Source organism: Nocardioides sp. QY071 (assembly GCF_029961765.1).
Lineage (GTDB): Bacteria > Actinomycetota > Actinomycetes > Propionibacteriales > Nocardioidaceae > Nocardioides.
The window spans coordinates 2,328,813-2,352,380 of record NZ_CP124681.1 but is presented as its reverse complement, the minus strand read 5'-3'; the positions used below and the strand labels follow the sequence as shown (position 1 = coordinate 2,352,380).

Sequence of the window (23,568 nt, the reverse complement as noted above, 5' to 3'; positions counted from 1 at the left end):
GATCCTAGGTTCAGGAGGCCGCGCTGCGCCGCACCTCGCCCGCGCTGACGCCGTACCGGCGGCGGAAGGCCTGCGAGAAGTACGACGCCGAGGCGAACCCGCAGCGGGTGGCGACGTCGACCGTCCGCCCAGCGGCACCGGCGGCGAGGAGTGCATGGGCCAGGTCGAGGCGGCGGGCGAGGATCTGGCGTGGGACCGAGGTGCCGGCGTCGGCGAAGACCCGTGACAGCTGACGTTCGCTGATCCCGGCGCCGGCGGCGACCGAGGTCGCCGAGAGCGCGGGGTCGGCGAGGTGGTCGTCGATGTACGCGCGGGCAGCGGCCCGGTGGGCGAGGGCGAGGGAGCCGCGGGAGCCGGTGGCGAGGACGGAGACCAGCTCGAGGACGGCGCGCTCGTCCGCCGGCACCGGTACGTCGGCCGCCACCGACCGCCCGACCAGCCGGACCAGGGCCCGGGCGAGCGGGTCGGCGCCATCTCCGGCGGCGTCGATGACCAGCGGCGCGTCGAGCGAGGCCAGGCCGGTGACCTCGGTGAACAGCGGCCGCGGGATCTTGACGGCGAGCTCCTCGAGCCCGTGCCCGAAGCCCCGCAGGAACGGGCGGTCCACGTCGCAGACCAGCAGCTGTCCGGGCCGGACCACACGGCGCCGGCCACCGGACTCGAGCAGCGCCTCGCCCCGCAGCGCGGCGTACACGGCGATCGCGTCGGCGGGACGCTCGGCCACGAGCGCCGCGTCGCGCGAGACCGTGTGCGCCGTGCCGGAGACGAGGGCGACATGCACCCGGTCGAGCTGCAGGTTGACCTCCCGCGCGCGGAATGCCCCGTCCGGGAGCGCACAGGCGAGCTCGATCAGCGCCTCGGCGTTGTGCCGCTCCCAGGCACCGACCTCGGCCACGCCGCCGACCTCGAAGACCCGCGCCTCCGGAACCGCCCTCATGCAGAAAGGATGACACGTCAACCATCATCGCGCCAGAGACCGCGCCGGAAGCCCGAGCCAGACACACGGCCACGAGGTGCGCATTTCCGCCATCACAGCTCCCACCTGTGGCGACGGCCACACCGGGGCCGCAGTCTCGGGACATGGCTGAGTTCAACGACGGCATCGCCGACACCGAGCTGCCCGCGGTCGAGGACGTGGTCGAGACCGAGGTGCTGGTCGTCGGCTCGGGTCCCGGCGGCGCCGCGGCGGCGCTCTTCCTGAGCACCCTCGGGGTCCCCAACATCATGATCACCAAGTACCGCTGGACCGCGAACACCCCGCGCGCCCACATCACCAACCAGCGCGCGATGGAGGTCTTCCGCGACCTCGGCATCGAGCAGCAGGTGCTGGCCGACGCGACGCCCCACGAGCTGTGCGGCGACACCGTCTTCTGCACGAGCATCGCGGGCGAGGAGATCGGCCGGATCCACACCTGGGGCACGCGTCCGGACCGCGAGGCCGACTACCAGCTCGCCTCGCCGTGCCTGACGGTCGACATCCCGCAGACCTACCTCGAGCCGATCCTGGTCCGCAATGCGACCGAGCGTGGCACCCAGGCGCGGTTCTCGACCGAGTACCTCTCCCACGTGCAGGACGACGACAAGGTCGACGTGCGGGTACGCGACCGGCTCACCGGCCACGAGTACACGATCCGCTGCCGCTATCTGATCGGCGCGGACGGCGCCCGCTCCAAGGTCGCCGCCGACATCGACCTGCCGTTCGAGGGCGCGATGGACATCGCCGGGTCGATGAACATCACCTTCAAGGCCGACATCGGTGCGTACGTCGACCACCGGCCCTCCGTCCTCTACTGGGTGATCCAGCCCGGCTCCAATGTCGGCGGGATCGGCACCGGGCTGGTCCGCATGGTCCGGCCGTGGGACGAGTGGCTGATCGTGTGGGGCTACGACATCGACGAGGAGCCCCCGCACCTCGACGACGCCGAAGCCACTCGGATCGTGCGCGACCTGCTCGGCATGCCCGACCTGGAGCCTGAGATCACCGGGTACTCGCTGTGGGGCGTCAACGAGATGTACGCGACGCACCTGCAGCGGGGACGGGTGTTCTGCGTCGGCGACGCCATCCACCGGCACCCCCCGAGCAACGGCCTCGGCTCCAACACCTCGGTCCAGGACTCCTACAACCTGGCGTGGAAGCTGGCCGCCGTCCTCAGGGGCGAGGCCGACTCGAGCCTGCTGGAGAGCTACTCCGAGGAGCGCGCGCCCGTCGCGAAGAGGATCGTCACGCGCGCCAACCGGAGCGCACGCGAGTTCGCGGAGATCTTCGACGCACTCGGCGTCACCGGGCTCACCGACCCGGCCGCGATGGCCGCGGTCATCGAGCAGCGCAAGGACAACACCCCCGAGGGCGCGGCCCGACGGGCCGCCCTGGTGACGGCGATGGATCGCAAGAACTACGAGTTCAACGCGCACGGCGTCGAGCTCGGCCAGTTCTACGAGTCACGGGCGATCCTGTCCGACGGCACTCGGCCGGCACCCAGTGCCGACGAGGACCTGTTCCACGTCATGTCGACCTCGCCCGGCGCGCACCTGCCGCACGCCTGGGTCGGCGACAACGTCGCGAAGCGGGCGATGATGGACCTGGCGCCGTACGACCGCTGGACACTGATCACCGGCGTCGCCGGCGAGGCCTGGGCTCCCGCCGCGGAGAAGGTGGCCGCCGAGCTCGGCGTGCCGCTGGCGAGCGTGGTGATCGGGCCCGGCCGCGAGGTCACCGACCTCTACTACGACTGGTCCAAGCTGCGCGAGGTCGAGGAGAGCGGAGCCCTCCTCGTCCGACCCGACAAGCACGTCGCCTGGCGCGCCCACACCCTCGCCGAGGACCCTGGGGCGGCCCTGCGCACCGCGCTCGGCACGCTGCTCGGGAGGGACGCGTGAGGTTCGTCCACGACACCCTGCCCCAGCGGGTCCGGCTCGCGTCCGGCGACGCGGCGGCCTCAGTCGCCGAGGAGGTCGCCGCCCTCGGCGCCACGCGCGTGATGGTGATCGCCTCCGAGCGGGAGGCCGCGCTCGCGGCGGCGGTGACCGACGGACTGCCCGTCGCCCTGACGTACGACGAGGTGGTCATGCACGTCCCCGTCGAGGTCGCCGACCGCGCCCGTGCGGCCGCCACCGACGCGCGGGTCGACGTGGTCGTCACCGTCGGCGGCGGCTCGACGACCGGACTCGGCAAGGCGGTCGCCCTCACCACCGGGCTCCCGATCATCGCCGTGCCGACGACGTACGCCGGCTCCGAGGCCACCGACGTCTGGGGCCTCACCGCGGGCGCCGTGAAGACCACCGGCGTCGACCGGCGGGTACTCCCCCACGCCGTCGTGTACGACGCCACGCTGATGACCGGCCTGCCCGTGGACCTCTCCGTCGCCAGCGGCCTCAACGCGCTCGCGCACTGCGTCGACTCGCTGTGGGCGCCGCGCGCCGACCCGATCAACGCGGCGCTGGCCATCGAGGGCGCCCGGGCGCTGTACGCCGGCCTGCCGACGGTCGTCGCCGATCCGCGCTCGGTCGAGGGACGGGAGCAGACCGTCCACGGCGCCTACCTCGCCGCCGTCGCCTTCGCGTCCGCCGGGTCCGGGCTGCACCACAAGATCTGCCACGTGCTGGGCGGCCGCTACGACCTCCCGCACGCGCAGACCCACGCCGCGGTGCTGCCGCACGTGCTGGCGCTCAACGTCGCGAACGCCCCCGAGGCGGACGCCCGGCTGGCGACGGCGTTCGGCGCACCCACCGCCCTGGCCGGGCTCGAGCGACTGCGCACCGACGTCGGCGCGCCGCGGGCGCTGCGCGACCACGGGTTCCGCGAGGACCAGATCCCCGACGCGGTGGCGGCCGTCCTGCCCGTCGTACCACCATCGAACCCCACGCCGGTCACCACCGAGAACCTCACCGCGCTCCTCCGTGCGGTCTGGGAAGGAGCCGATCCCGCATGAGCACGCCCGTCCCACCCGAGCAGCAGGCCCGCGAGCAGGACCTGGTCGAGCGCGTGCTGCGCTCCTTCGACGCCACCGCCGACCCGCGCCTGAAGGAGCTGATGCAGGCGCTGACCCGGCACTTGCACGCCTTCCTGCGCGAGGTCCGGCTGACCGAGGCCGAGTGGGAGGCCGGGATCGGCTTCCTCACCGACGCGGGACACATCACCGACGAGCGGCGCCAGGAGTTCATCCTGCTCTCCGACGTGCTCGGCGCGTCCATGCAGACGATCGCGATGAACAACCAGGCCCACGGCGACGCCACCGAGGCCACCGTGTTCGGACCGTTCTTCGTCGACGGCTCGCCGCGGATCGAGTCCGGCGGCGACATCGCCCGTGGCGCGGCGGGCGAGCCGTGCTGGGTCGAGGGCACCGTCACCGACACCGACGGCAACCCCGTGCCGGGCGCACGGATCGAGGTGTGGGAGGCCGACGACGACGGCTTCTACGACGTGCAGTACGACGACGACCGGACCGCCGCACGCGCCCACCTGCACAGCGGGCCGGACGGGAGCTATGCCTTCTGGGCGATCACGCCGACGCCGTACCCGATCCCGCACGACGGTCCGGTCGGCCGGATGCTCGCGGCCACCGGCCGCTCCCCGATGCGCGCCTCGCACCTGCACTTCATGGTCACCGCCGCCGGGCGGCGCACCCTGGTCACGCACATCTTCGTCGAGGGCGACGAGCTGCTCGACCGCGACTCGGTCTTCGGCGTGAAGGACTCGCTGGTCAAGAGGTTCGAGCAGCAGCCGGCGGGTACCCCCGCTCCCGCGGACCGCGTGGTCGACGGGGCCTGGTCCCGGGTGCGCTTCGACATCGTGCTGGCCCCGGCCTAGTGTCCTGCCGCGCGAGCGTTCCCGCTGCGCCGCCTCATCCCGCGAGGAAGCTGAACCGCACCTCACGCTCGTGGTTGTCGACGTTGAGGTCCACCAGGCAGATGCTCTGCCAGGTCCCGAGCGCGAGGCTGCCGGCGAGCACCGGCACGGTGGCGTACGGCGGCACCAGGGCCGGCAGCACGTGGGACCGCCCGTGGCCGCGGGTGCCGTGGCGGTGCAGCCAGCGGTCGTCGGCGGGCAGCAGGTCGCCGAGGAGGGCGAGCAGGTCGTCGTCGCTGCCGGCGCCGGTCTCGAGGATCGCGAGGCCGCAGGTGGCGTGCGGCACGAAGACGTGGAGCAGGCCGTCGCCACGGCCCGCGACGAAGGCCGCGCAGTCGCGGGTCAGGTCGAGGACGACGTCGCGCTCGCCGGTGCGGTAGGTCCTGGTCTCGGTGTCCACGGGTCCATCATGGCGGCCGGGTGGTCGTCCGCTCCGTCGCGGGCGCGCTCTTCCCGCAACGGAGCGGACACCCGGGATTCCCGGGTCCGACAGGCACTCAGTGGTCTCCCGGAGAGCACCCGCCCATGGTCAGGCTGAGTGGGGACGCCTCACCACGGCCGGCCCGATGCAGGGAACAGCCACGAGCCGGGGAAGGGGGGACGCAGGGAGCCACGTCGAGCTGCGGACGCACGATCGACATGCGCGGGATCCCTTCATCGTCGCAACCTGGCCGATCCCGAGAATCGCCTGGTGTGGCTCAGAGTAGGTCGGCGGCCGGAGCACCGGAGGCACTTCGCGAAGGCTTTACCCGCCGCACGACGGGCGACATCACGAGCGACCAGGTCCGGGTACGAAGAACGCCCTGCCCGGCGATGCCGGGCAGGGCGTCCCGTGCCCGGCGAGTGTGGGGTTCGTCGGGCACGCTGTGGTTGGGGAACCGGGACCGAGAGTAGTGGCCAGAGCCGCCGCGCGGGGCGAAAACGACGAGATGACCTCCGACGATCCCGCACGCCGTCGCCGTCCGGGTCACGGCGCCGGCGAGCCGCCCTTCTGCTCGAGCGGCACCGGCCGCAGAGCGGTCGCGGCCAGCCAGTCGGTCACCGCCCGACCCTCGCGGTCGACGTACGACACCAGGCCCTCCCAGCCGTTGTCGGTCGCGCGCCAGTGGAGCACCAGGCCGGGCAGCTCGACGGGCACGAACGGCAGTCGGACCCACACGTGCCGCACCCCCGCCATGAGCCCAGAATAGAACACATGTTCGAATACGTCAGGCCCGGTCCTGCTCGTCGATCCCGGTCACCACGGGGCGTTCGGGTGGGGCCTGCCGCCGGCGGGCGACGACCGCGGCGCCTGCACCGAGGAGGCCGAGCGCGCCGAGCACGAGCAGCGTCCGGCCCCGCCTGCGGTGCGGCTGCGGGAGCCGGTCCGCGACCGTGTCCGGCAGCCGATCGATGACCGGGTCCGGGATCCGCTGGGCGAGCGACGTCGCCGCCCGCGTGCCCTTCTCGACGGCCACGGCGCGGCCGTGGTGGATCAGCGGTGGTGCCTTCTCCGCGACGGCGTGGGCCGCGGACTCGACCTCGGGCACGACAGCGTCGACGAGATCGCGCAGGTCGTCCCTCAACTGTTCGGCCGTGCTCTTGCGGTGCATGAGTGCCTCCTCCTCGGATACGGACTTCGACCGCGCAGTACCCGATCCCCAGAGGCCAACCCCGCTGTCACACGCTCAGCTGGCCGCGGCGTGGCCCAGGTCGGCCGAGCACTCGTTGCAGCGCACCCGCCGCTCGTGCTGGTCCGGCGGCTCGCCGAGTAGTCGTCGGTACCAACGCGTCTGCTCCGTCAGGCGGTAGCAACGTGGGCACCAGTCGTGGCGCACCCACGGTCCGAAGTCCTTCCCCATGCGACCCACCCTGCCGGTTCGCGGAGCCGATGTCGCGCGGCGCGAGCCGGATCGGACCGATCGACACTCAGGTCAGGACGGTCGTCGGCGACCGGCGTAGTCCGGGAGGACCAGGGGTCCCGCCGAGGGTCCCGGGCTCAGCCTGCCTTCACCGGCTCAGTCCTCGTCCGCGGCGAAGTCCTCGTCGTGCGTGCCCGGACGGGGGGCCCAGGGCAGCTCCTTGGCCGGGCGTACGACGACCAGCCGGTCCCCGCGGGCGAGCAGGGTCACGACCGGGTCGAAGTAGCGGTAGACCTTCTCGTCGCGGACCACCGCGATCACCTGGTCGGGCAGCGACTGGGGCGGCATGCCGACCTCGTTGACGAGCAGCTCGCGCTCGGCGACCTCGAGTCCCTCGCCGTAGGTGAGCAGGTCCTCCATCACCGTGCCGAGCGTGGGCGAGAGAGTGGAGAGGCCGAGGAGCCGGCCGACGGCGTCGGAGGAGGTGATGACCGAGTCGGCACCGGACTGCCGCATCAGCGGTGCGTTCTCCTGCTCGCTGACCGCGGCGACGATCCAGGCGTCGGGGTTGAGCTGGCGCACGGTGAGCGCGGCGAGCACGTTGGAGTCGTCGCGGCCGGTGGTGATGATGACCTGCTCGGCCTCCGCGACGCCGGCGCGCTGCAGGACGCCGCGACGGGTGGCATCGCCCGTGACGACGGCGAGCTGGTCGGCGTGGGCGTCGGCCAGCGCGACCGGACTCGGGTCGACCACCACGACGTGCTCGCGGTCGAGGCCGTTGCCGACCAGCGTCTCGACGGCGCTGCGGCCCTTGGTGCCGTAGCCGATCACCACGACGTGGTGTCCCATGTTGTTCCTCCAACGGGAGATCCGGAAGAGCTCGCGAGTGCGCTGGGCGAGCACCTCGAGGGTGGTGCCGATCAAGAGCACGAGGAACCCGATGCGGGCCGGGGTGATGATGAACGCGTTGACCAGGCGGGCGCCGTCGCTGACCGGCGAGATGTCGCCGTAGCCGGTGGTGCTCAAGGTGACGGTCGTGTAGTAGATCGCGTCGATCAGGGTGATCCTGCCGGTGGGGTCGCCCGCCGTGGCGTCGCCGGAGTCGCGATAGCCGTCGCGGTCGAGGTAGACCAGCAGCACGGTGCCGGCCAGGATCGCCAGGGCGAGCAGCAGGCGCCGCCCCAGCTGCCACCAGGGCGACCGGATCCGCTCGGGCAGCGCGACCTGCCCCGTCAGGGGGGTCTCGGCCGGTCCTCCGCTCAGCACACCCACGGCGGGAACCTACTCCACCGGGTCCGGCGTACGACGCAGCAGGCGGTCGAGCAGCTCCCGGCGCGCCCGCTGCGTGGCCTCCTGCGGGAACACCTCGTCGAAGGCGGCGTTGACGCCCGCACCGATGAGCACGGCGAGCGCGGCGATGTAGAGCCACACCAGGATCGCGATCGGCGCGGCCAGTGGGCCGTAGATCGAGTGGGAGTCCTCGGCGGTCACGGTCAGCACCCAGCGCAGGAGGTAGGACCCGACGACCCAGCTGGTCAGCGAGAACACCGCACCGGGCAGGTTGAAGCTCCAGTTGGTCCGCACCGGCACCGAGACGTGGTAGAGCGTGGCGAGGAAGCACACGCACATCACGATGATCAGCGGCCAGTAGAACCCCATCAGGAACTCCGCCCGGTTGGGCAGCCAGGACCGCACCAGCTTGGGCCCGGCCACCACCAGCGGCAGCGTGATCGCGCCGGAGATCACGGCGAGGATGTAGAGCACGAACGACAGGGCCCGGGTGCGCACGATCCCCCGGTGCCCGCCGAGCCCGTGCATGATCGTGATGGTGTCGACGAAGACGTTGAGCGCCCGGGAGCCCGACCACAGGGCCAGCACGAACCCGAGCGAGATCACGTCGAACCGGCCGCCGCGCAGCACGTCGTCCATGGTCGGCTTGATCACCTTGTTGACGGCCGTGTCGGTGAGGAAGCGCGAGAACAGGTCGACGACGGCACGACGCACCTCGTCGACCTGGGCGGCGGTGAAGTGCTCGGTGACGTAGCCGACGCCGCCGGCGAGGGCGAAGACCAGCGGCGGCACCGAGACCACCGCGAAGAAGGCGGCCTCGGCCGCGAGCCCGGTGACGCGGTACTTCAGGCACGAGCTCACCGTCGTGACCACCAGGCGCCACACCAGGTGGGCGAGGCGACGGGGCCACGGCACCACGACCTGGGTGCCCGAGTCCTCCGCCATGGCCCTCACGCTAGCGGCCCGGAGCCAGTGCCCCGGGGACCCGCACGGCCCTACGATCGGGTGATCTGCATCGCTCGGGACTCGCTGCCAGGAGGTCACCGTGCACGACCGATCCGCTCTCGGTGCCGCCGATGTCGGCGATGACGTGCTCGCGGCGATGGTCGCCGAGCTGCTCGGGGTCGACGACGTCGAGCTGCTCTCCTCCCGCGCCGAGGTCGTCGACTACGCGCTGCCCGCGATCACCACCGGAGGTCGCTGGTGGGTGCGCGGGACCGCGGCGGTCGACGGCCATGCCCACGACTTCCGGATGTTCGTGAAGCACGTCCACGAGTGGTCGCGCTCGCCGTTCTTCCTCGACGTCCCGGAGGAGATCCGGTCCTGGGCCGCCGGGATGGTGCCGTGGCGCACCGAGGGCGCGGTCTACTCCTCGGACCTCGCCGACCACCTGCCCGAGGGCCTGGCGATCCCGCGCGCGCTGGGCGTCCACGACATCGACGACGGCGCGTACACCGTGTGGCTCGAGGTGGTGCCGACGGCCGACGTGACGTGGGACTTGGCCCGCTACCGGCACGCAGCGCACCTGCTCGGCAGGTTCGCGGCCCGCCCCGGTGTGCGGGCCCTGGCCCGGATCGGCAGCCGGGAGTGGGATGTCCGCAGCTACGTCGACGGCCGGCTCGGCCACCAGGTGCTGCCGATCCTCGGCGACGAGGGCGTGTGGCGGCACCCGCTCGTCGCCGGCGCGTTCGCCGACCTTCGACCGCGCCTGCTGGCCGCCGTCGACGCCCTGCCGCGGCTCACCGAGGAGCTGCTGGACCAGCCGGAGCTGGTCGGCCACGGCGACGCCTGTCCCAACAACCTGCTGGTGCGGCCCGACCGCGACGGCTTCACGATGATCGACTTCGGGTTCTTCATGGCACTGCCGGTCGGGTTCGACCTCGGCCAGCTGCTCGTCGGCGACGTCCAGATCGGTCGCCGCGATGCGAGCGACCTCGGTGAGCGTGACGCGACCTGCCTGGCGGCGTACGTCGAGGGCCTGGTCGCCGAGGGCGTCGACCTCGGCATCGACGCGGTCAGGCGCGCGCACGCGCTGCACCTGCTGATCTTCAGCGGGCTCTCGGCGATCCCCTTCGAGGTGCTCGAAGAGGAGCCCACCGACGCGCTGCGGGCGATGGCCGCCACCAGGGCAGCCACCGCCCGCTACGTCCTGGACCTGGTCGATCAGACCGGCTGAGGCACCCGCCGCGCCTCGGCATCCGGCGCCGGCGCGTGGTCGTCGACCATCGTGGTCTCGTCGAACGGCTCCTCGCCGGCGAGCACCCGGTCCAGCCGGGCCCGGTCGATGCTGCCGGTCCAGTGGCCGACCAGGACGGTGCCGACCGCGTTGCCGGCGAAGTTGGTCAGCGCCCGGGCCTCGGACATGAACCGGTCGATGCCGACGATCAGGCCGACGCCGTCGACCAGCTCGGGCCGGTGCGACTGCAGGCCACCGGCCAGCACGGCCATGCCGGAGCCGGTCACGCCGGCGGCGCCCTTGGCGGCGATCATCATGAACAGCAGCAGCGAGACCTGCTCGCCCAGCGCGAGCGGGGTGCCCATCGCCTCGGCGATGAAGATCGAGGCCATGGTCAGGTAGATCGCGGTGCCGTCGAGGTTGAACGAGTAGCCGGTCGGGACGACGACGCCGACGGTGGTCTTGTCGATGCCGGCGTGCTCGAGCTTGGCGATGGCCCGGGGCAGCGCGGACTCCGAGGACGAGGTGGCGAGGATGAGCAGGAACTCGCGGCCCAGGTAGCGCAGCAGCGCGAAGATGTTGATGCCGGTGGCGAGCTTGAGCAGCGCGCCGAGAACGACGACGACGAACAGCACGCAGGTGATGTAGAAGCCCACCATCAGCACGGCGAGGCTCTTCAGCGCGTCCACGCCGCCCTGGCCGGTGACCGCGGCCATCGCGCCGAAGGCGCCGACCGGGGCGGCCCACATGATCATCGCCAGCAGCCGGAACACGAGGCGCTGCAGGTGGCTGACGGCGGTGATGATCGGTGCGCTGGTCGCGCCCATGCGCTGCAGCGCGAAGCCGACGAGCAGCGCGATCAGGAGGGTCTGCAGCACGCTGCCGCTGGTGAGCGCACTGAAGGCCGAGGTCGGGATGATCCCGAGCAGGAAGGCGGTGGTGTCGGCGTGCCCCTCGGCCGCCTTCTCCTGCGCGGTCGCGGCCGCCTCGGCGGTCAGGTGCAGGCCGTCGCCGGGCTGCAGCAGGTTGCCGACGAGCATGCCGATCGACAGCGCGACCGTCGACATGACGAGGAAGTAGCCGAGGGCGAGTCCGCCGACCCGGCCGACCTTCGCGGCGCTGGCGACCGAGCCGACGCCGAGGACGATCGTGCAGAAGATGACCGGCTGGATCATCATCTTGATCAGGTTGACGAAGCCCTCGCCGAGCGGCTTCAGCTCGACCGCGAAGGTGGGGAACAGCAGGCCGGTCGCGATGCCGAGCAGCACTGCGCCGATCACCGCGAGGTAGAGATAGTGCGTCCGCGCGCCGCGCTGGGTCGCGCTCGCCGTACTGGTGGTGCCCATGGTTCCTCCGGGTTTCGCATGGTCGGGCTGGGGTTCTCCGCAACTCTGCGACCGGTCGTGACGACCGTCACCGTTGTGTTCGTTGTGTTCGTGGCGCAGGTCACATGCAGGGGCCCCGGCTGCGCGAGAATGGCGACGTGCCCCGCCCACGCCCGCTCCGCGACCGCCCGGTCGCCCGCCAGGTGCTGGTGCTGCAGGTCGGCACGGTGCTGCTGCTCGTCGTGGTCGGCATCCTGATGGCGTCGTACGACGCCCGGCGCGACTCGCGCAGCCGGGCCACCCAGCGCGCGGTCGCCGTGGCCCAGACCGTGGCCGACTCCCCCGCCGTCCGCGAGGCGCTGCGCAGCGCCGACCCGACTGCCGAGCTGCAGCCGTGGGCAGAGGAGGTACGCCGCGACACCGACACCGACTTCGTCGTGGTGATGGGCCTGGACCGCACCCGCTACACGCATCCCGACCCCACGCAGATCGGCCGGAAGTTCGTCGGCGACCTCGGCGACGCACCCCGGGGCGAGGTCTTCACCCAGCAGTACACCGGCACCCTCGGCCCGTCGGTGCGCTCCGTCGTACCGGTGGAGGACGGGGGCGAGGTGGTCGCCCTGGTCTCGGTCGGCATCACCGTCAGCGACATCGACCGCGGGCTGCGCCGCGACGTGACCATCGTCGTGCTGTGCGGGCTGCTGGTGCTCCTGCTCGGCCTCACCGGTGCGTGGCTGCTCGGCCGGCGGCTGCACCGGGTCACCCACGGGATGGGCGAGCAGGAGCTGGCGCGGATGTACGAGTACTACTCCGCCGTCCTGCACTCCGTGCGCGAGGGCCTGCTGCTCCTCGACGGATCCGGCCGGGTCCAGCTCGCCAACGACGAGGCGCGGCGGCTGCTCGCGCTGCCCGAGGACGTCGTCGGCCGTCCGGTCGAGGACCTCGGCCTCGCGCCGGGCCTGGTCGCCGCCGCGCGTGGACGCACCGCGGAGTCCGACGACCTCTACCTCGCCGGCGAGCGGATGCTCGTCGTGTCCGCCGCCCCCGCCCGGTGGGACGGCCGCGACGTGGGCTCGGTCGTCACCCTGCGCGACCACACCGAGCTGCGCTCGGTCACCGGCGAGCTCGAGGTCGTACGACGGCTCACCGAGTCCCTGCGCTCGCAGAACCACGAGTCGGCCAACCGCCTGCACACCGTCGTGTCCCTCATCGAGATGGGCCGCCCGGGCGACGCGGTCGAGTTCGCGACCTCCGAGCTCCAGGTCGCCCAGCTGCTGACCGACCAGGTCGTCGGCGCCGTCGAGGACCCGGTGCTGGCCGCGCTGCTGCTCGGCAAGACCGCCGAGGGCGCCGAGCGCGGCATCGACCTGGCCATCTCCGGCACCGTGCCGGCCGGCAGCAGCATCCCGGCCCGCGATCTGGTCACCGTGGTCGGCAACCTCGTCGACAACGCCTTCGACGCCGTGGCGCTCGTCGACCCGCGCCGGGTCGCCGTCGCCTTCGAGGGCGACGCCGGCACCCTCGTCGTCCGGGTCGGCGACAGCGGCCCGGGGCTCGACGCGGAGGCCGCCGGCCGGGTGCTCGACCGCGGCTGGACCACCAAGGCCGAGCCCGGCACCGGCCGTGGCCTGGGCCTCGCGCTCGTCGTCCAGGTCGCCCGCAAGCACGACGGCGACGTCGCGGTCGGCCGGTCCGGGCTCGGCGGCGCTGAGTTCACGGTCACCCTGCGCACCGGGACGGCGCCGTGAGCGTGCGGGTGCTCGTCGTCGAGGACGAGGAGCTGGCGGCGGAGGCGCACGCGTCGTACGTCGGACGGGTGCCGGGCTTCGCGCTGGCAGGGGTCGCCCGCTCGGCACGCGACGCGGCCCGGGCACTGGACGCCGCCCGCGATGCCGGCGCCCCCGTCGACCTGGTGCTGCTCGACATGAACCTGCCCGACACCCACGGGCTGGGGCTGCTGGCCGGCCTGCGCGGCGCCGGCCACCTGTGCGACGTGATCGCGGTGACCGCTGCCCGCGACACCCAGGTGGTGCGCCAGGCGGTCGGCCAGGGCGTGGTGCTCTACCTGCTCAAGCCGTTCACGTTCGCCACCTTCCGCGCCAAGCTCGAGCAGTACGCCGCCTACCGGGCAGAGCTGGACGCCGCACCCGCCGAGGTCGTGCAGGACGAGGTCGACCGGCTGCTGGGCTCGCTACGACCCAGCGCGACCGCGCCGCTGCCGAAGGGGATGAGCACGGAGACGCTGCGCGCCGTCACGGCCGCGCTGCGCGAGGCCGGTGGCGACCTCTCCGCGAGCGAGGTCGCCACCGCCGTCGGCAGCTCGCGCGTCACCGCGCGGCGCTACCTCGAGCACCTCGCCGACCAAGGGCTCGCCGCCCGCGGCCTGAGGTACGGCGCGAGCGGCGGGCGGCCCGAGGTCAGCTACTCCTGGAGGTAGCTCAGGAGAGGTCGAGACCGGGGTACAGCGGGTGCTTGTCGAGCAGCTCCGCCGACGCCGAGCGGACCTTGTCGGCCACGCCGTCGGCGAGGACGTAGGACGCCTTCGAGGGCGCACCGGCCGACGTCGTGCCGGGCGTGGTGTTCTTGAGGACCTCGACGATCAGGTCGGCGACCGCGTCGAACTCGGCGCCGCCGAAGCCGCGGCTGGTGAGCGCGGGGGTGCCGATCCGGATGCCCGAGGTGTACCAGGCGCCGTTGGGGTCGGACGGGACCGAGTTGCGGTTGGTGACGACACCGGCGTCGAGCAGCGCCGACTCGGCCTGGCGACCGGTCAGCCCGAAGGAGGACACGTCGAGCAGCACGATGTGGTTGTCGGTGCCGTCGGTGACCAGCTTGGTGCCGCGGGTCTGCAGCCCCTCGGCCAGGGACTTCGCATTGTCGGCGACAGCCTGGGCGTAGGTCTGGAAGGCGGGCGTGCGGGCCTCCGCGAAGGCGACGGCCTTGGCGGCCATCACGTGCGAGAGCGGGCCACCGAGCACCATCGGGCAGCCGCGGTCGACGCTCGGGGCGTACTCCTCGGTCGCGAGGATGAAGCCACCGCGCGGGCCGCGCAACGACTTGTGCGAGGTGCTGGTGACCACGTGGGCGTGCGGGATCGGGTCCTCGTCGCCGGTGAACACCTTGCCGGCGACCAGGCCGGCGAAGTGGGCCATGTCGACCATGAGGGTCGCACCGACCTCGTCGGCGATCTCGCGCATCTTGGCGAAGTTCACCCGGCGCGGGTACGCCGAGTAGCCGGCGACCAGGATGAGGGGCTTGAACTCCTTGGCCTTGGCCCGCAGGGCGTCGTAGTCGATCAGCCCGGTCTCCGGGTCGGTGCCGTACTGCTGCTGGTGGAACATCTTGCCGCTGATGTTCGGGCGGAAGCCGTGGGTGAGGTGGCCGCCGGTGTCGAGGCTCATGCCCAGCAACCGCTGGTTGCCGAGCTCGTGCCGCAGCCGCTCCCAGTCGGCGTCGGAGAGGTCGTTCATGTTCTTCACGCCGGCGTCCTGCAGCCAGGGTCCCTCGACCCGGTGGGCCAGGATCGCCCAGTACGCCGTCAGGTTGGCGTCGATGCCGGAGTGCGGCTGGACGTAGGCGTACTCGGCGCCGAACAGCTCGCGGGCGTGCTCGGCGGCGAGCGCCTCGACGGTGTCGACGTTCTGGCAGCCGGCGTAGAAGCGGTGCCCGACGGTGCCCTCGGCGTACTTGTCACTGAACCAGGTGCCCATGGTGAGCAGCACGGCGGGCGAGGCGTAGTTCTCGCTCGCGATCAGCTTGAGCGACGCGCGCTGGTCGGCGAGCTCCTGGCGCGTCGCGTCCGCGATGCGGGGCTCGACGGAGGCGATGACCTCCAGGGCCTGGTTGTAGGCGCTGCTGACGAGGGCGCCGTTGAGGGAGTTGTCGCTCATGGCGCACAGCGTAGTGGCGAACACCTGCTGGCGCGCTGGCAGGCGGCACCCGGTGTGACGTGCGTCGCAGGCCCCGCCTGAGCGGGCGGGTCAGGCGCACGATCCGTCCACATGTTGGGAACGGCATCCAGATAATGAGATTCGGATTTGTGGACCAGGAGTCCGAGGGGTGAGACTCATTGACATGGTCACTGCTGCCACCCATGCGCACCTCGTGGTTCGACGCCACGTGGACTTCGGGCGCACGCGCAGCATGATGTGTTGGCCCCGCTGACGTCGCCGCCGCATCCACCCGAGCCGTACGCCTCCACAGCCGGGCGTACCCATCAGCGAAGGACCTCCTCTCCGCATGCCTGACCTGCGCTTCAAGCCCGAACGTGCCAAGTTCACCGAGATCCCGCGCCCGAAGCGCGCGGAGGGCCAGTGGGCCCTCGGCTACACCGAGCCGCTCAACAAGAACGAGCAGTCCAAGAAGGACGACGACCCGCTCAACGTGCGGGACCGGATCCTCTACACCTACTCCAAGCGCGGCTTCGACTCGATCGACCCCGCCGACCTGCGCGGCCGCTTCCGCTGGATGGGTCTCTACACCCAGCGCCGGCCCGGGATCCTCGGCAACGAGACCGCCGCCCTCGAGGAAGAGGAGCTGGACGACCGCTACTTCATGATGCGGGTCCGCTCCGACGGCAAGCTGCTCTCGTCGGCCGCCGTCCGGGCCCTCGGCTCGATCGGCGTCGACTTCGCCCGCGACACCGCCGACGTCAGCGACCGCGCCAACATCCAGTACCACTGGATCGAGATCGAGAAGGTCCCCGAGATCTGGGAGCGCCTCGACGCGGTCGGCCTCCACTCCATCGAGGCCTGCGGCGACTCCCCCCGACCGTTCCTGGGCTCGCCGGTCGCCGGCATCGCCAAGGACGAGATCATCGACGGGACGCCCGCGCTGCTCGAGATCGAGCGTCGCTACATCGGCAACAAGGACTTCTCGAACTTCCCGCGCAAGTTCAAGACCGCCGTCACGGGTCACCCCAGCATGGACGTCTCCCCCGAGACCAACGACGTCTCCTTCGTCGGCTCGGTGCACCCCGAGCACGGCCCGGGCTTCGACGTGTGGGTCGGCGGCGGCCTGTCCACCAACCCGATGCTCGCCCAGAAGCTCGGCGTGTGGATCCCGCTGGACGAGGTGGCGGACGTGTGGGCCGGGGTCGCCGGCATCTTCCGCGACTACGGCTACCGCCGCCTGCGCTCGCGCGCCCGGCTCAAGTTCCTGGTCGCCGACTGGGGCGTGGAGAAGTTCCGCGAGGTCCTCGAGAACGAGTACCTCGGCAAGAAGCTCGCCACCCTCGCCTCTCCCGAGACGCCGGTCGGCCACCGCGACCACGTCGGTGTCCACGAGCAGAAGGACGGCCGCTTCTACGTCGGCCTGGCTCCCTCGGCAGGCCGGATCTCCGGCACCGCCCTGGTCCAGCTCGCCGAGCTGATGGACGAGTTCGGCGTCGAGGGCGCCCGCCTCACGGCGTACCAGAAGATCGTCCTGATCGGCGTCGACGGCGACAAGACCGAGGCCCTGCTCGAGCGCCTCGACGGCATCGGCCTGACGGCCCGTCCCTCGAACTGGCGACGCAACACGATGGCCTGCACCGGCATCGAGTTCTGCAAGCTCGCCCTGGTCGACACCAAGGAGCGCGCACGCCTGCTCACCCTCGAGCTCGAGAAGCGCTTCCCCGACCTCGACACCCCCATCACGATCAACGTGAACGGCTGCCCCAACGCGTGCGCGCGCACGCAGGTCGCCGACATCGGACTCAAGGGCCAGATGGTGCTCTCCGAGGGCGAGCAGGTGGAGGGCTTCCAGGTGCACCTCGGCGGCGCCACGGGCCTGCGCGCCAACTTCGGCCGCAAGCTGCGCGCCCACAAGGTCACCAGCGCCGGTCTCGACGACTACGTCACCACGATCGTCACCAACTACCTCGCCGACCGCACCGACGGCGAGGCGTTCGACGAGTGGGTCCACCGCGCGGACGAGGAGCTGCTGCGCGGCGAGAAGACCCTGGAATCGGTCTGATGGGACACGGGTCGGTCGAGCCGGGCAGCGGACGGAGCGCGCGTGCCGCGTCGCCGTACCACTGCCCCTACTGCGGCGACACCGACCTGTGGCCCCGCGAAGCAGGCGGCTGGGAATGCCGCAGCTGCCTCCGGGCCTTCAGCCTCCAGTTCCTGGGGCCCGCCGCCCCGTCCGCCCGCACCCCTGAAGGAGGTGCTTCATGACCACTGCCACCACGCGTGCCGCCCGCGAGTTCCGTGGGTCGCACACCGCCGGCCGGTCCCCTGAGGAGCTCCGCGAGCTCGTGTCCCACTGGGGCGCCGAGCTCGAGCTCGCCCCCGCCGAGGTCATCATCGAGTGGGCCGCGGCCACGTTCGGCGAGCGGTTCTGCATCACCTCCTCGATGGGCGACGCCGTCCTGGCGCACCTCGCCGAGAAGGTCGTGCCCGGCGTCGACGTCGTGTTCCTCGACACCGGCTACCACTTCATCGAGACCATCGGGACCCGCGACGCGGTCGCGGCCACGATGAACGTCAACCTGATCTCGATCACCCCGGTCCAGACCGTGGCCGAGCAGGACGCCGAGTACGGCCCCGAGCTCTACAAGCGCGACCCCGACCTGTGCTGCGCCCTGCGCAAGGTCAAGCCGCTGGCCGACTCGCTGGCCGGGTACGACGCGTGGGCGACCGGCCTGCGCCGCGCGGAGACGCACAACCGGGTGATCGCGCCGGTGATCGGCTGGGACGCCAAGAAGCAGAAGGTCAAGGTCTCCCCCATCGCCCGGTGGAGCGACGAGCAGGTCGAGCGCTACATCGCCGAGAACGGCGTGCTCGTCAACCCGCTCGTCTACGACGGCTACCCGTCCATCGGCTGCGCGCCGTGCACCCGCCGGGTCGCCCCCGGCGAGGACCCGCGCAGCGGCCGCTGGGCCGGCACCAACAAGACCGAATGCGGGATCCACTCATGACCGCCCGCATCCCGGAGGAGAGGGGGAACCGACGATGACCGCTCCGGCACTCATCGCCCTTGCCCACGGCAGCCGCGACCCGCGCTCGGCCGCCACCGTTTCCGCGCTCGTCGACGCGACGAAGGCGTTGCGTCCCGACCTGCGCATCGAGAAGGCGTTCCTCGACCTCGCCAAGCCGAACTTCCACACCGTCGTGGACCGGCTGGTGAAGGCGGGGTACGACGAGATCGTCGTCGTACCGCTGCTGCTGGTCGAGGCCTTCCACGCCCGGGTCGACGTACCCGAGGTGATCGCCGAGGCGACCACGCGCCACCCCGGCCTGCAGATCCGCGCCACGGCCGTGCTCGGCCTCGAGGCGCGCTTCCTGGAGGTGCTCGACGAGCGGCTGCGTGAAGCCCTGCGCGGTGCCCGGGTGCGCGAGCTCGACGCGCTCGTGCTCGCCGCCGCCGGTACGTCGGACCCGCTGGCCAACCAGGCCGTCGCCCGGCTCGCCCGGCTGTGGGGCGCGCACCACAAGCTGCCCGTCACGGCGGCGTACGCCACCAGCGCGCCGCCGGCCACCGGCGAGGCCGTGCGTGCCTTCCGGGCCGAGGGGCGTCGCCACATCGCGGTCGCCTCGCTGTTCCTGGCGCCCGGCAACCTGGTCGACCGGGCCACCGAGCTCGCCCTCGAGGCCGGCGCCGTCGCCGTGTCCGAGCCGCTCGGCGCCCACCCGGAGATCGCCCGCACGATCCTCGCCCGCTACGCCGTCGGCGCGGTCGAGCTGGTCCCGGTCTGAGCCAGTTTCACCGGCCGGCCGGTGAAACTGGCGCTTGGACGAGGAAGCATCGTCGTCCCAGCGCCAGTTTCGTCGTCCCAGCTCCCGTTATGTCGGCACTCGGCGCTAGAGGACCAGCTGCTCCAGCAGATGTTCGAGCGTGCGGGCCGGATCGGCGGTGACCCCACCGTGGACCGGCCCGGGCTGCAGCACCGTGCTCCTCGGCGCCTTGAGGAACCCGAAGCGCGTGCTCGCGTCGTCCTTCTGCGCCCGTGAGCCGTACGCCGTCGCGCGCACGCCCACGCCGAACGCCGCGTGGGCCTCGCCGCGACAGACCCGGTCGATCGCGTCGAGCGCGGCTCGGACCGAGGCGATGTCGACGTCCGCGTCGAGCGCGCGGATCCGGTCCGCGTCGACCGACGAGCGCACGCCGAGGTAGTCCTCGGCCGGGCAGTACAGCACCACGCCCACGTTGACGAACTCCTCGCGCTCGACACGGGGGACGCAGCGCAGGGTGACGTACTGGTAGGGCTTCACGAGGCCATCTCCGGCGCCGGGAGCCAGGCCCGGCCACCGTCGCGGCGTGCGGCGAGGAAGGCGACGTACCGCTCCCGCAGCGCGTCGGGCGTCTCCGCGCCCGGGACCGGCTCGAGCCAGTCGTCGCACACGTCGGCCAGCACCCGCGCGAGCGCGTCGTCGGTCAGCCGGGCCGCGAGGTCGGCGTCCTGGGCGGCCGCCTGCGGGGCGTACCCGCGCAGGATGTGCTCGGAGGCGTCGTACGGCTGCGCGGCGAAGCGCGCCGGGTCGCCGGGGCCGCCGGACCAGGAGTGGTGGAAGTAGAGCGACGCACCGTGGTCGATCGCCTGCAGGGTGCCGCGCCAGACCAGCAGGTTGGGGTTGCGCCAACTGCGGTCGACGTTGGCGGTGAACGCGTCGAGCCACAGCACGCGGCCGGCCAGGTCGGCGTCAGGGGCGCTGGTCGGGTCGTAGCCGAACGAGCCCGGCAGGAAGTCGATGCCGAGGTTGAGGCCGGTGCTGGCGTTGATCAGGTCCTGCACCTCCTCGTCGGCCTCGTAGCGCGCGATCTCCGGGTCGAGGTCGAGCACCACCTGGTCGGGCGTGGGTACGTCGAGCAGGCGGGCGATGCCCGCCACGACGACCTCCGCGACCAGCACCCGGGTGCCCTGGCCGGCGCCGCGGAACTTGCACACGTACGTACCGAGGTCGTCGGCCTCGACGATGCCGGGCAGGCTGCCGCCCTCGCGCAGCGGCGTGACGTACCGGGTGACCTTGACCTGCTCCATCCGTCCGCTGCTCACAGGGCCTTCTCGTCGAGGAGCCGCTGCTTCTCCTTCTCGACGTCGAAGTCGGCCTCGGGCCAGTCGAGGTCGAAGGACTGCAGAGCGTCGTGCAGCAGGGTGCCGATCGCGAGGTTGCGGTACCACTTCTTGTCGGCCGGGATCACGTGCCAGGGCGCGACCTCGGTGTTGGTGCGGGCGATCGCGATCTCGTAGGCCTCCTGGTAGGCCGGCCACAGCTCGCGCTCGTCGACGTCGCCCGGGTTGTACTTCCAGTGCTTGGTCGGGTCGTCGAGCCGCGCCAGCAGGCGCTCCTTCTGCTCAGCGGCCGAGATGTGCAGCATGCACTTGATGATCGTGGTGCCCTCGGACGCCAGCTCGGCCTCCCAGGCGTTGATGGCGTCGTACCGCCGCTCGATCTCCGCCGGCGGCGCGAGCTCGCGCACACGCGCGATCAGCACGTCCTCGTAGTGCGAGCGGTCGAAGACACCGATCAGTCCGACCGGCGGCAGCGCCTTGGTGATCCGCCACAGGAAGTCGTGGGCACGCTCGTCCTCGCTGGGTGCCTTGAACGAGGTGATCCGCACACCCTGCGGGTCGACCAGGCCGACGGTCGAGCGCAGCGTGCCGCCCTTGCCGGAGGTGTCCATGCCCTGCAGCACCAGCAGGACCGAGCGGCGCCCGCCCGACTTGCCGTCGGCGAACAGCCGCTCCTGCAGGTCCGCGAGGTTCGGGCCGAGCTCGGCGAGGGCGGCCTCGCCGTCCGACTTGCCGCCGTCGAAGCCGGGCGCGGCGTCGGTCTCGATGTTGCCCAGGTCGATCGGGCCGGGCGCGACGCGCAGCGTGGACGTGAGGTCCGAGAGGGGGAAGGCCATCTCAGTGGGCCTGGCCGCCGCGCCGGTCGACCAGCGGTGGGGTCGATGACCAGGGGAAGTCGATCCAGGCGTCGGTACGGCGCCAGACGTACTCCGGGCGGATCACCGTCCACGGCTTCTCGTAGATCACCGCGGTCCTGGCCTCGGCCACGTGGTCGGCGAAGAAGTCGCGGACCACCTCGAGCGTCTTGCCGGTGTCGGCGACGTCGTCGGCGATGAGCACCTTCATGCCGGTCAGGTCGATCGCGGCCGGCGTCGGCGGCAGCATCATGGGGACGTCGAGGCGCTCGTTGATCCCGGTGTAGAACTCGACGTTGACCGCCGACAGGTTCTTCACGTCCAGCGCGTAGCCCAGGCCCATCGCCAGGCCGAGTCCGCCGCGGGCGATCGCCAGCACGATGTCCGGCTCGAAGCCGTCGTCGACGACCTGCTGGGCGAGGTCGCGCACCGCGGTGCCGAACAGGTCGTAGGTCAGGATCTCGCGCTCGGGCGCCGGCGCCGCGTCAGTCGTCACCCGCCCATTCTGCACCGGCCTCGACCGACTCCGCCGCTGCCCCGAGCTCGCGCCGGACCACGGCGTATGCGACACCGGGTGAGTAGCCCTTGCGGGCGAGCATCCCGACCAGGCGCCGGGTCGCGACCTGCGGCTCCAGACCGCGCATGCTGCGCAGCTTCTTGCGGACCAGCACCGCCGCCGTCTCCTCCTCGTGCTCCGGGTCGACCTCGGCGAGCACCGTCTTCGTGGTCTCGTCGGGCACGCCCTTGCGGCGCAGCTCGGCCGCCAAGGCCTTCGTGGCGAGGCCACGGCTGCGTTGGCGGCCCTCGACCCAGGCGCGGGCGAATGCCTCGTCGTCGACCAGCCCGACCTCCTCGAAGCGGTCGAGGAGGCGGGTCGTCACGTCGCCCGGGACGTTGCGGCGGGCGAGGCGGTCCTCGAGCTCCTTGCGGCTGCGGGCCTTGAGGCTGAGCTGGTCGAGGAGGATCTTGCGGGCCACCGACTCGGGGTCGGCATCCTCTGTCCAGCCGTCGTCCTCGGGGGGTTCTTCGTCGCGCATCGGATCAGAAGGAGTCGACGCCGATCGGCTCGTCGGAGAGGTCGTTGAACTCGCCGTCGACGGTGGGGGTGACGCCGAGCTTCTCGAGGATCTTCTTCTCCAGCTCGTTGGCCAGGTCCGGGTTGTCCTTGAGGAAGGAGCGCGCGTTCTCCTTGCCCTGGCCGAGCTGGTCGCCCTCGTAGGTGTACCAGGCACCGGCCTTGCGGATCAGGCCGGCCTCGACACCGACGTCGATCAGGCTGCCCTCGCGGGAGATGCCCTTGCCGTACATGATGTCGAACTCGGCCTGCTTGAAGGGCGGGGCGACCTTGTTCTTGACGACCTTGACCCGGGTGCGGTTGCCGACCATGTCGGTGCCGTCCTTGAGGGTCTCGATGCGGCGCACGTCGAGGCGCACGGAGGAGTAGAACTTCAGCGCGCGACCACCGGTGGTGGTCTCGGGCGAGCCGAACATGACGCCGATCTTCTCGCGCAGCTGGTTGATGAAGATGGCGGTCGTCTTGGACTGGTTGAGGGCACCGGTCATCTTGCGCAGCGCCTGGCTCATCAGGCGGGCCTGGAGGCCGACGTGGCTGTCGCCCATCTCGCCCTCGATCTCGGCGCGGGGCACGAGCGCGGCGACGGAGTCGATGACGATCAGGTCGAGGGCGCCGGAGCGGATCAGCATGTCGGCGATCTCAAGGGCCTGCTCACCGGAGTCGGGCTGGGAGACGAGGAGGGCGTCGGTGTCGACGCCGAGGGCCTTGGCGTACTCGGGGTCGAGCGCGTGCTCGGCGTCGATGAAGGCCACGATGCCGCCGGCGGCCTGGGCACTGGCGACGGCGTGCAGCGAGACCGTGGTCTTACCGCTGGACTCGGGGCCGTAGATCTCCACCACGCGGCCACGCGGGAGGCCACCGATGCCGAGCGCCACGTCCAGCGCGATCGACCCGGTCGGGATCACGTCCAGGGGGGCGCGCGAGTCGTCGCCGAGGCGCATCACCGAACCCTTGCCGTACTGCTTCTCGATGTTGAGCAGGGCGGTCTCGAGCGCCTTCTGCCGGTCGTCTCCAGCCATGGTCCTCAGTCCTTCGTGTCGTGGTGGGCCAGGTACAGAGGCGACGCTAGGGCGAGGTCCCGACACAACCTGATCAGTCGTGTCGTGGGTGTGGACAACCCGCCCGGACGTCGTACCTGTGGACAGCCGAGGGACCCTGGCGGGACC

24 protein-coding genes are annotated in these 23,568 nt (G+C 71.8%); 9 read left to right on the top strand and 15 right to left on the bottom strand.

Going from position 1 to position 23,568, the window contains the following annotated elements; genetic code table 11:
- Positions 1–10 precede the first annotated feature (10 nt).
- Entirely contained in the window at positions 11–937 is a 927-nt protein-coding gene (locus QI633_RS11215; RefSeq protein ID WP_282429002.1) for a helix-turn-helix domain-containing protein, read from the bottom strand.
- 143 nt (positions 938–1,080) lie between these two features.
- Between QI633_RS11215 and QI633_RS11210 the strand changes: the two genes are divergently transcribed.
- From QI633_RS11210 to QI633_RS11200, 3 genes are read left to right on the top strand one after another with little or no spacing between them, the layout of a single operon-like run.
- Positions 1,081–2,877 carry an FAD-dependent monooxygenase gene (locus QI633_RS11210; protein WP_282429001.1) on the top strand — a complete coding sequence of 599 codons (1,797 nt, stop codon included), beginning with the start codon at positions 1,081–1,083 and terminating at the stop codon, positions 2,875–2,877.
- Positions 2,874–3,929: a maleylacetate reductase gene (locus QI633_RS11205; RefSeq protein ID WP_282429000.1), complete on the top strand. Its 1,056-nt coding sequence runs from the start codon at positions 2,874–2,876 to the stop codon at positions 3,927–3,929. Before QI633_RS11210 ends, QI633_RS11205 begins: the two co-directional genes overlap by 4 nt.
- On the top strand, positions 3,926–4,807 hold the full coding sequence (locus QI633_RS11200; protein WP_282428999.1) for an intradiol ring-cleavage dioxygenase: 882 nt from the start codon (positions 3,926–3,928) through the stop codon (positions 4,805–4,807). Before QI633_RS11205 ends, QI633_RS11200 begins: the two co-directional genes overlap by 4 nt.
- Positions 4,808–4,841: 34 nt before the next feature.
- Here the strand turns inward: QI633_RS11200 and QI633_RS11195 are convergent, their stop codons facing one another.
- From QI633_RS11195 to QI633_RS11170, 6 genes are all read right to left on the bottom strand, one after another.
- Positions 4,842–5,246: a YjbQ family protein gene (locus QI633_RS11195; protein ID WP_141799106.1), complete on the bottom strand. Its 405-nt coding sequence runs from the start codon at positions 5,244–5,246 to the stop codon at positions 4,842–4,844.
- Between the two features lie 567 nt (positions 5,247–5,813).
- Complete coding sequence (locus tag QI633_RS11190; RefSeq protein WP_141799107.1) at positions 5,814–6,023, bottom strand: hypothetical protein; 210 nt, start codon at positions 6,021–6,023, stop codon at positions 5,814–5,816.
- A gap of 31 nt (positions 6,024–6,054) precedes the next feature.
- The gene (locus QI633_RS11185; protein ID WP_282428998.1) at positions 6,055–6,438 is read right to left on the bottom strand and encodes a hypothetical protein; all 384 of its coding nucleotides are present in this window, start codon (positions 6,436–6,438) and stop codon (positions 6,055–6,057) included.
- 75 nt (positions 6,439–6,513) lie between these two features.
- Positions 6,514–6,687 carry a hypothetical protein gene (locus tag QI633_RS11180; protein WP_160158269.1) on the bottom strand — a complete coding sequence of 58 codons (174 nt, stop codon included), beginning with the start codon at positions 6,685–6,687 and terminating at the stop codon, positions 6,514–6,516.
- A gap of 156 nt (positions 6,688–6,843) precedes the next feature.
- On the bottom strand, positions 6,844–7,959 hold the full coding sequence (locus tag QI633_RS11175; protein WP_313901098.1) for a potassium channel family protein: 1,116 nt from the start codon (positions 7,957–7,959) through the stop codon (positions 6,844–6,846).
- Positions 7,960–7,968: 9 nt separating this feature from the next.
- Positions 7,969–8,922, bottom strand: coding sequence for a YihY/virulence factor BrkB family protein (locus QI633_RS11170; protein ID WP_141799109.1), 954 nt, complete (start codon positions 8,920–8,922; stop codon positions 7,969–7,971).
- A 100-nt stretch (positions 8,923–9,022) separates the two neighbouring features.
- Between QI633_RS11170 and QI633_RS11165 the strand changes: the two genes are divergently transcribed.
- Positions 9,023–10,153: a phosphotransferase gene (locus QI633_RS11165; protein WP_141799110.1), complete on the top strand. Its 1,131-nt coding sequence runs from the start codon at positions 9,023–9,025 to the stop codon at positions 10,151–10,153.
- Here QI633_RS11165 and QI633_RS11160 read toward each other — a convergent pair.
- Complete coding sequence (locus QI633_RS11160) at positions 10,141–11,499, bottom strand: cation:dicarboxylase symporter family transporter (protein ID WP_282428997.1); 1,359 nt, start codon at positions 11,497–11,499, stop codon at positions 10,141–10,143. The two genes, QI633_RS11165 and QI633_RS11160, sit on opposite strands and share 13 nt — an antisense overlap.
- Positions 11,500–11,636: 137 nt before the next feature.
- On the opposite strand from QI633_RS11160, the gene QI633_RS11155 reads away from it, so the two are divergent.
- Together QI633_RS11155 and QI633_RS11150 are read left to right on the top strand one after the other, a co-directional pair.
- The gene (locus tag QI633_RS11155) at positions 11,637–13,226 is read left to right on the top strand and encodes a sensor histidine kinase (RefSeq protein WP_282428996.1); all 1,590 of its coding nucleotides are present in this window, start codon (positions 11,637–11,639) and stop codon (positions 13,224–13,226) included.
- Positions 13,223–13,915 carry a response regulator gene (locus QI633_RS11150; protein ID WP_141799112.1) on the top strand — a complete coding sequence of 231 codons (693 nt, stop codon included), beginning with the start codon at positions 13,223–13,225 and terminating at the stop codon, positions 13,913–13,915. Before QI633_RS11155 ends, QI633_RS11150 begins: the two co-directional genes overlap by 4 nt.
- A 1-nt stretch (position 13,916) precedes the next feature.
- Here QI633_RS11150 and QI633_RS11145 read toward each other — a convergent pair whose 3' ends face one another.
- Positions 13,917–15,368, bottom strand: coding sequence for a glycine hydroxymethyltransferase (locus QI633_RS11145; RefSeq protein WP_141799113.1), 1,452 nt, complete (start codon positions 15,366–15,368; stop codon positions 13,917–13,919).
- A gap of 349 nt (positions 15,369–15,717) precedes the next feature.
- On the opposite strand from QI633_RS11145, the gene QI633_RS11140 reads away from it, so the two are divergent.
- The 3 genes from QI633_RS11140 (at position 15,718) to QI633_RS11130 (ending at position 19,157) form a co-directional block, all read left to right on the top strand.
- The gene (locus tag QI633_RS11140) at positions 15,718–17,433 is read left to right on the top strand and encodes a nitrite/sulfite reductase (protein ID WP_141799114.1); all 1,716 of its coding nucleotides are present in this window, start codon (positions 15,718–15,720) and stop codon (positions 17,431–17,433) included.
- Positions 17,434–17,632: 199 nt separating this feature from the next.
- Positions 17,633–18,379: a phosphoadenylyl-sulfate reductase gene (locus QI633_RS11135; protein WP_282428995.1), complete on the top strand. Its 747-nt coding sequence runs from the start codon at positions 17,633–17,635 to the stop codon at positions 18,377–18,379.
- Positions 18,380–18,413: 34 nt separating this feature from the next.
- Positions 18,414–19,157: a sirohydrochlorin chelatase gene (locus tag QI633_RS11130; RefSeq protein WP_141799117.1), complete on the top strand. Its 744-nt coding sequence runs from the start codon at positions 18,414–18,416 to the stop codon at positions 19,155–19,157.
- Between the two features lie 105 nt (positions 19,158–19,262).
- On the opposite strand, the gene QI633_RS11125 is transcribed toward QI633_RS11130, so the two are convergent.
- From QI633_RS11125 to recA, 6 genes are read right to left on the bottom strand one after another with little or no spacing between them, the layout of a single operon-like run.
- Positions 19,263–19,673 carry a DUF3037 domain-containing protein gene (locus tag QI633_RS11125; RefSeq protein WP_141799118.1) on the bottom strand — a complete coding sequence of 137 codons (411 nt, stop codon included), beginning with the start codon at positions 19,671–19,673 and terminating at the stop codon, positions 19,263–19,265.
- On the bottom strand, positions 19,670–20,455 hold the full coding sequence (locus tag QI633_RS11120) for a HipA family kinase (protein ID WP_260806039.1): 786 nt from the start codon (positions 20,453–20,455) through the stop codon (positions 19,670–19,672). Before QI633_RS11120 ends, QI633_RS11125 begins: the two co-directional genes overlap by 4 nt.
- Positions 20,452–21,309, bottom strand: a complete 858-nt coding sequence (locus tag QI633_RS11115; protein ID WP_141799119.1) for a polyphosphate kinase 2 family protein — start codon at positions 21,307–21,309, stop codon at positions 20,452–20,454. Before QI633_RS11115 ends, QI633_RS11120 begins: the two co-directional genes overlap by 4 nt.
- A gap of 1 nt (position 21,310) precedes the next feature.
- Positions 21,311–21,823 (bottom strand): phosphoribosyltransferase, encoded by a 513-nt coding sequence (locus tag QI633_RS11110; protein ID WP_282428994.1) that lies wholly within the window; start codon positions 21,821–21,823, stop codon positions 21,311–21,313.
- On the bottom strand, positions 21,813–22,364 hold the full coding sequence (locus tag QI633_RS11105) for a regulatory protein RecX (protein WP_282428993.1): 552 nt from the start codon (positions 22,362–22,364) through the stop codon (positions 21,813–21,815). Before QI633_RS11105 ends, QI633_RS11110 begins: the two co-directional genes overlap by 11 nt.
- A 4-nt stretch (positions 22,365–22,368) precedes the next feature.
- Positions 22,369–23,421, bottom strand: coding sequence for a recombinase RecA (gene recA, locus QI633_RS11100; RefSeq protein WP_141799122.1), 1,053 nt, complete (start codon positions 23,419–23,421; stop codon positions 22,369–22,371).
- Positions 23,422–23,568 lie beyond the last annotated feature (147 nt).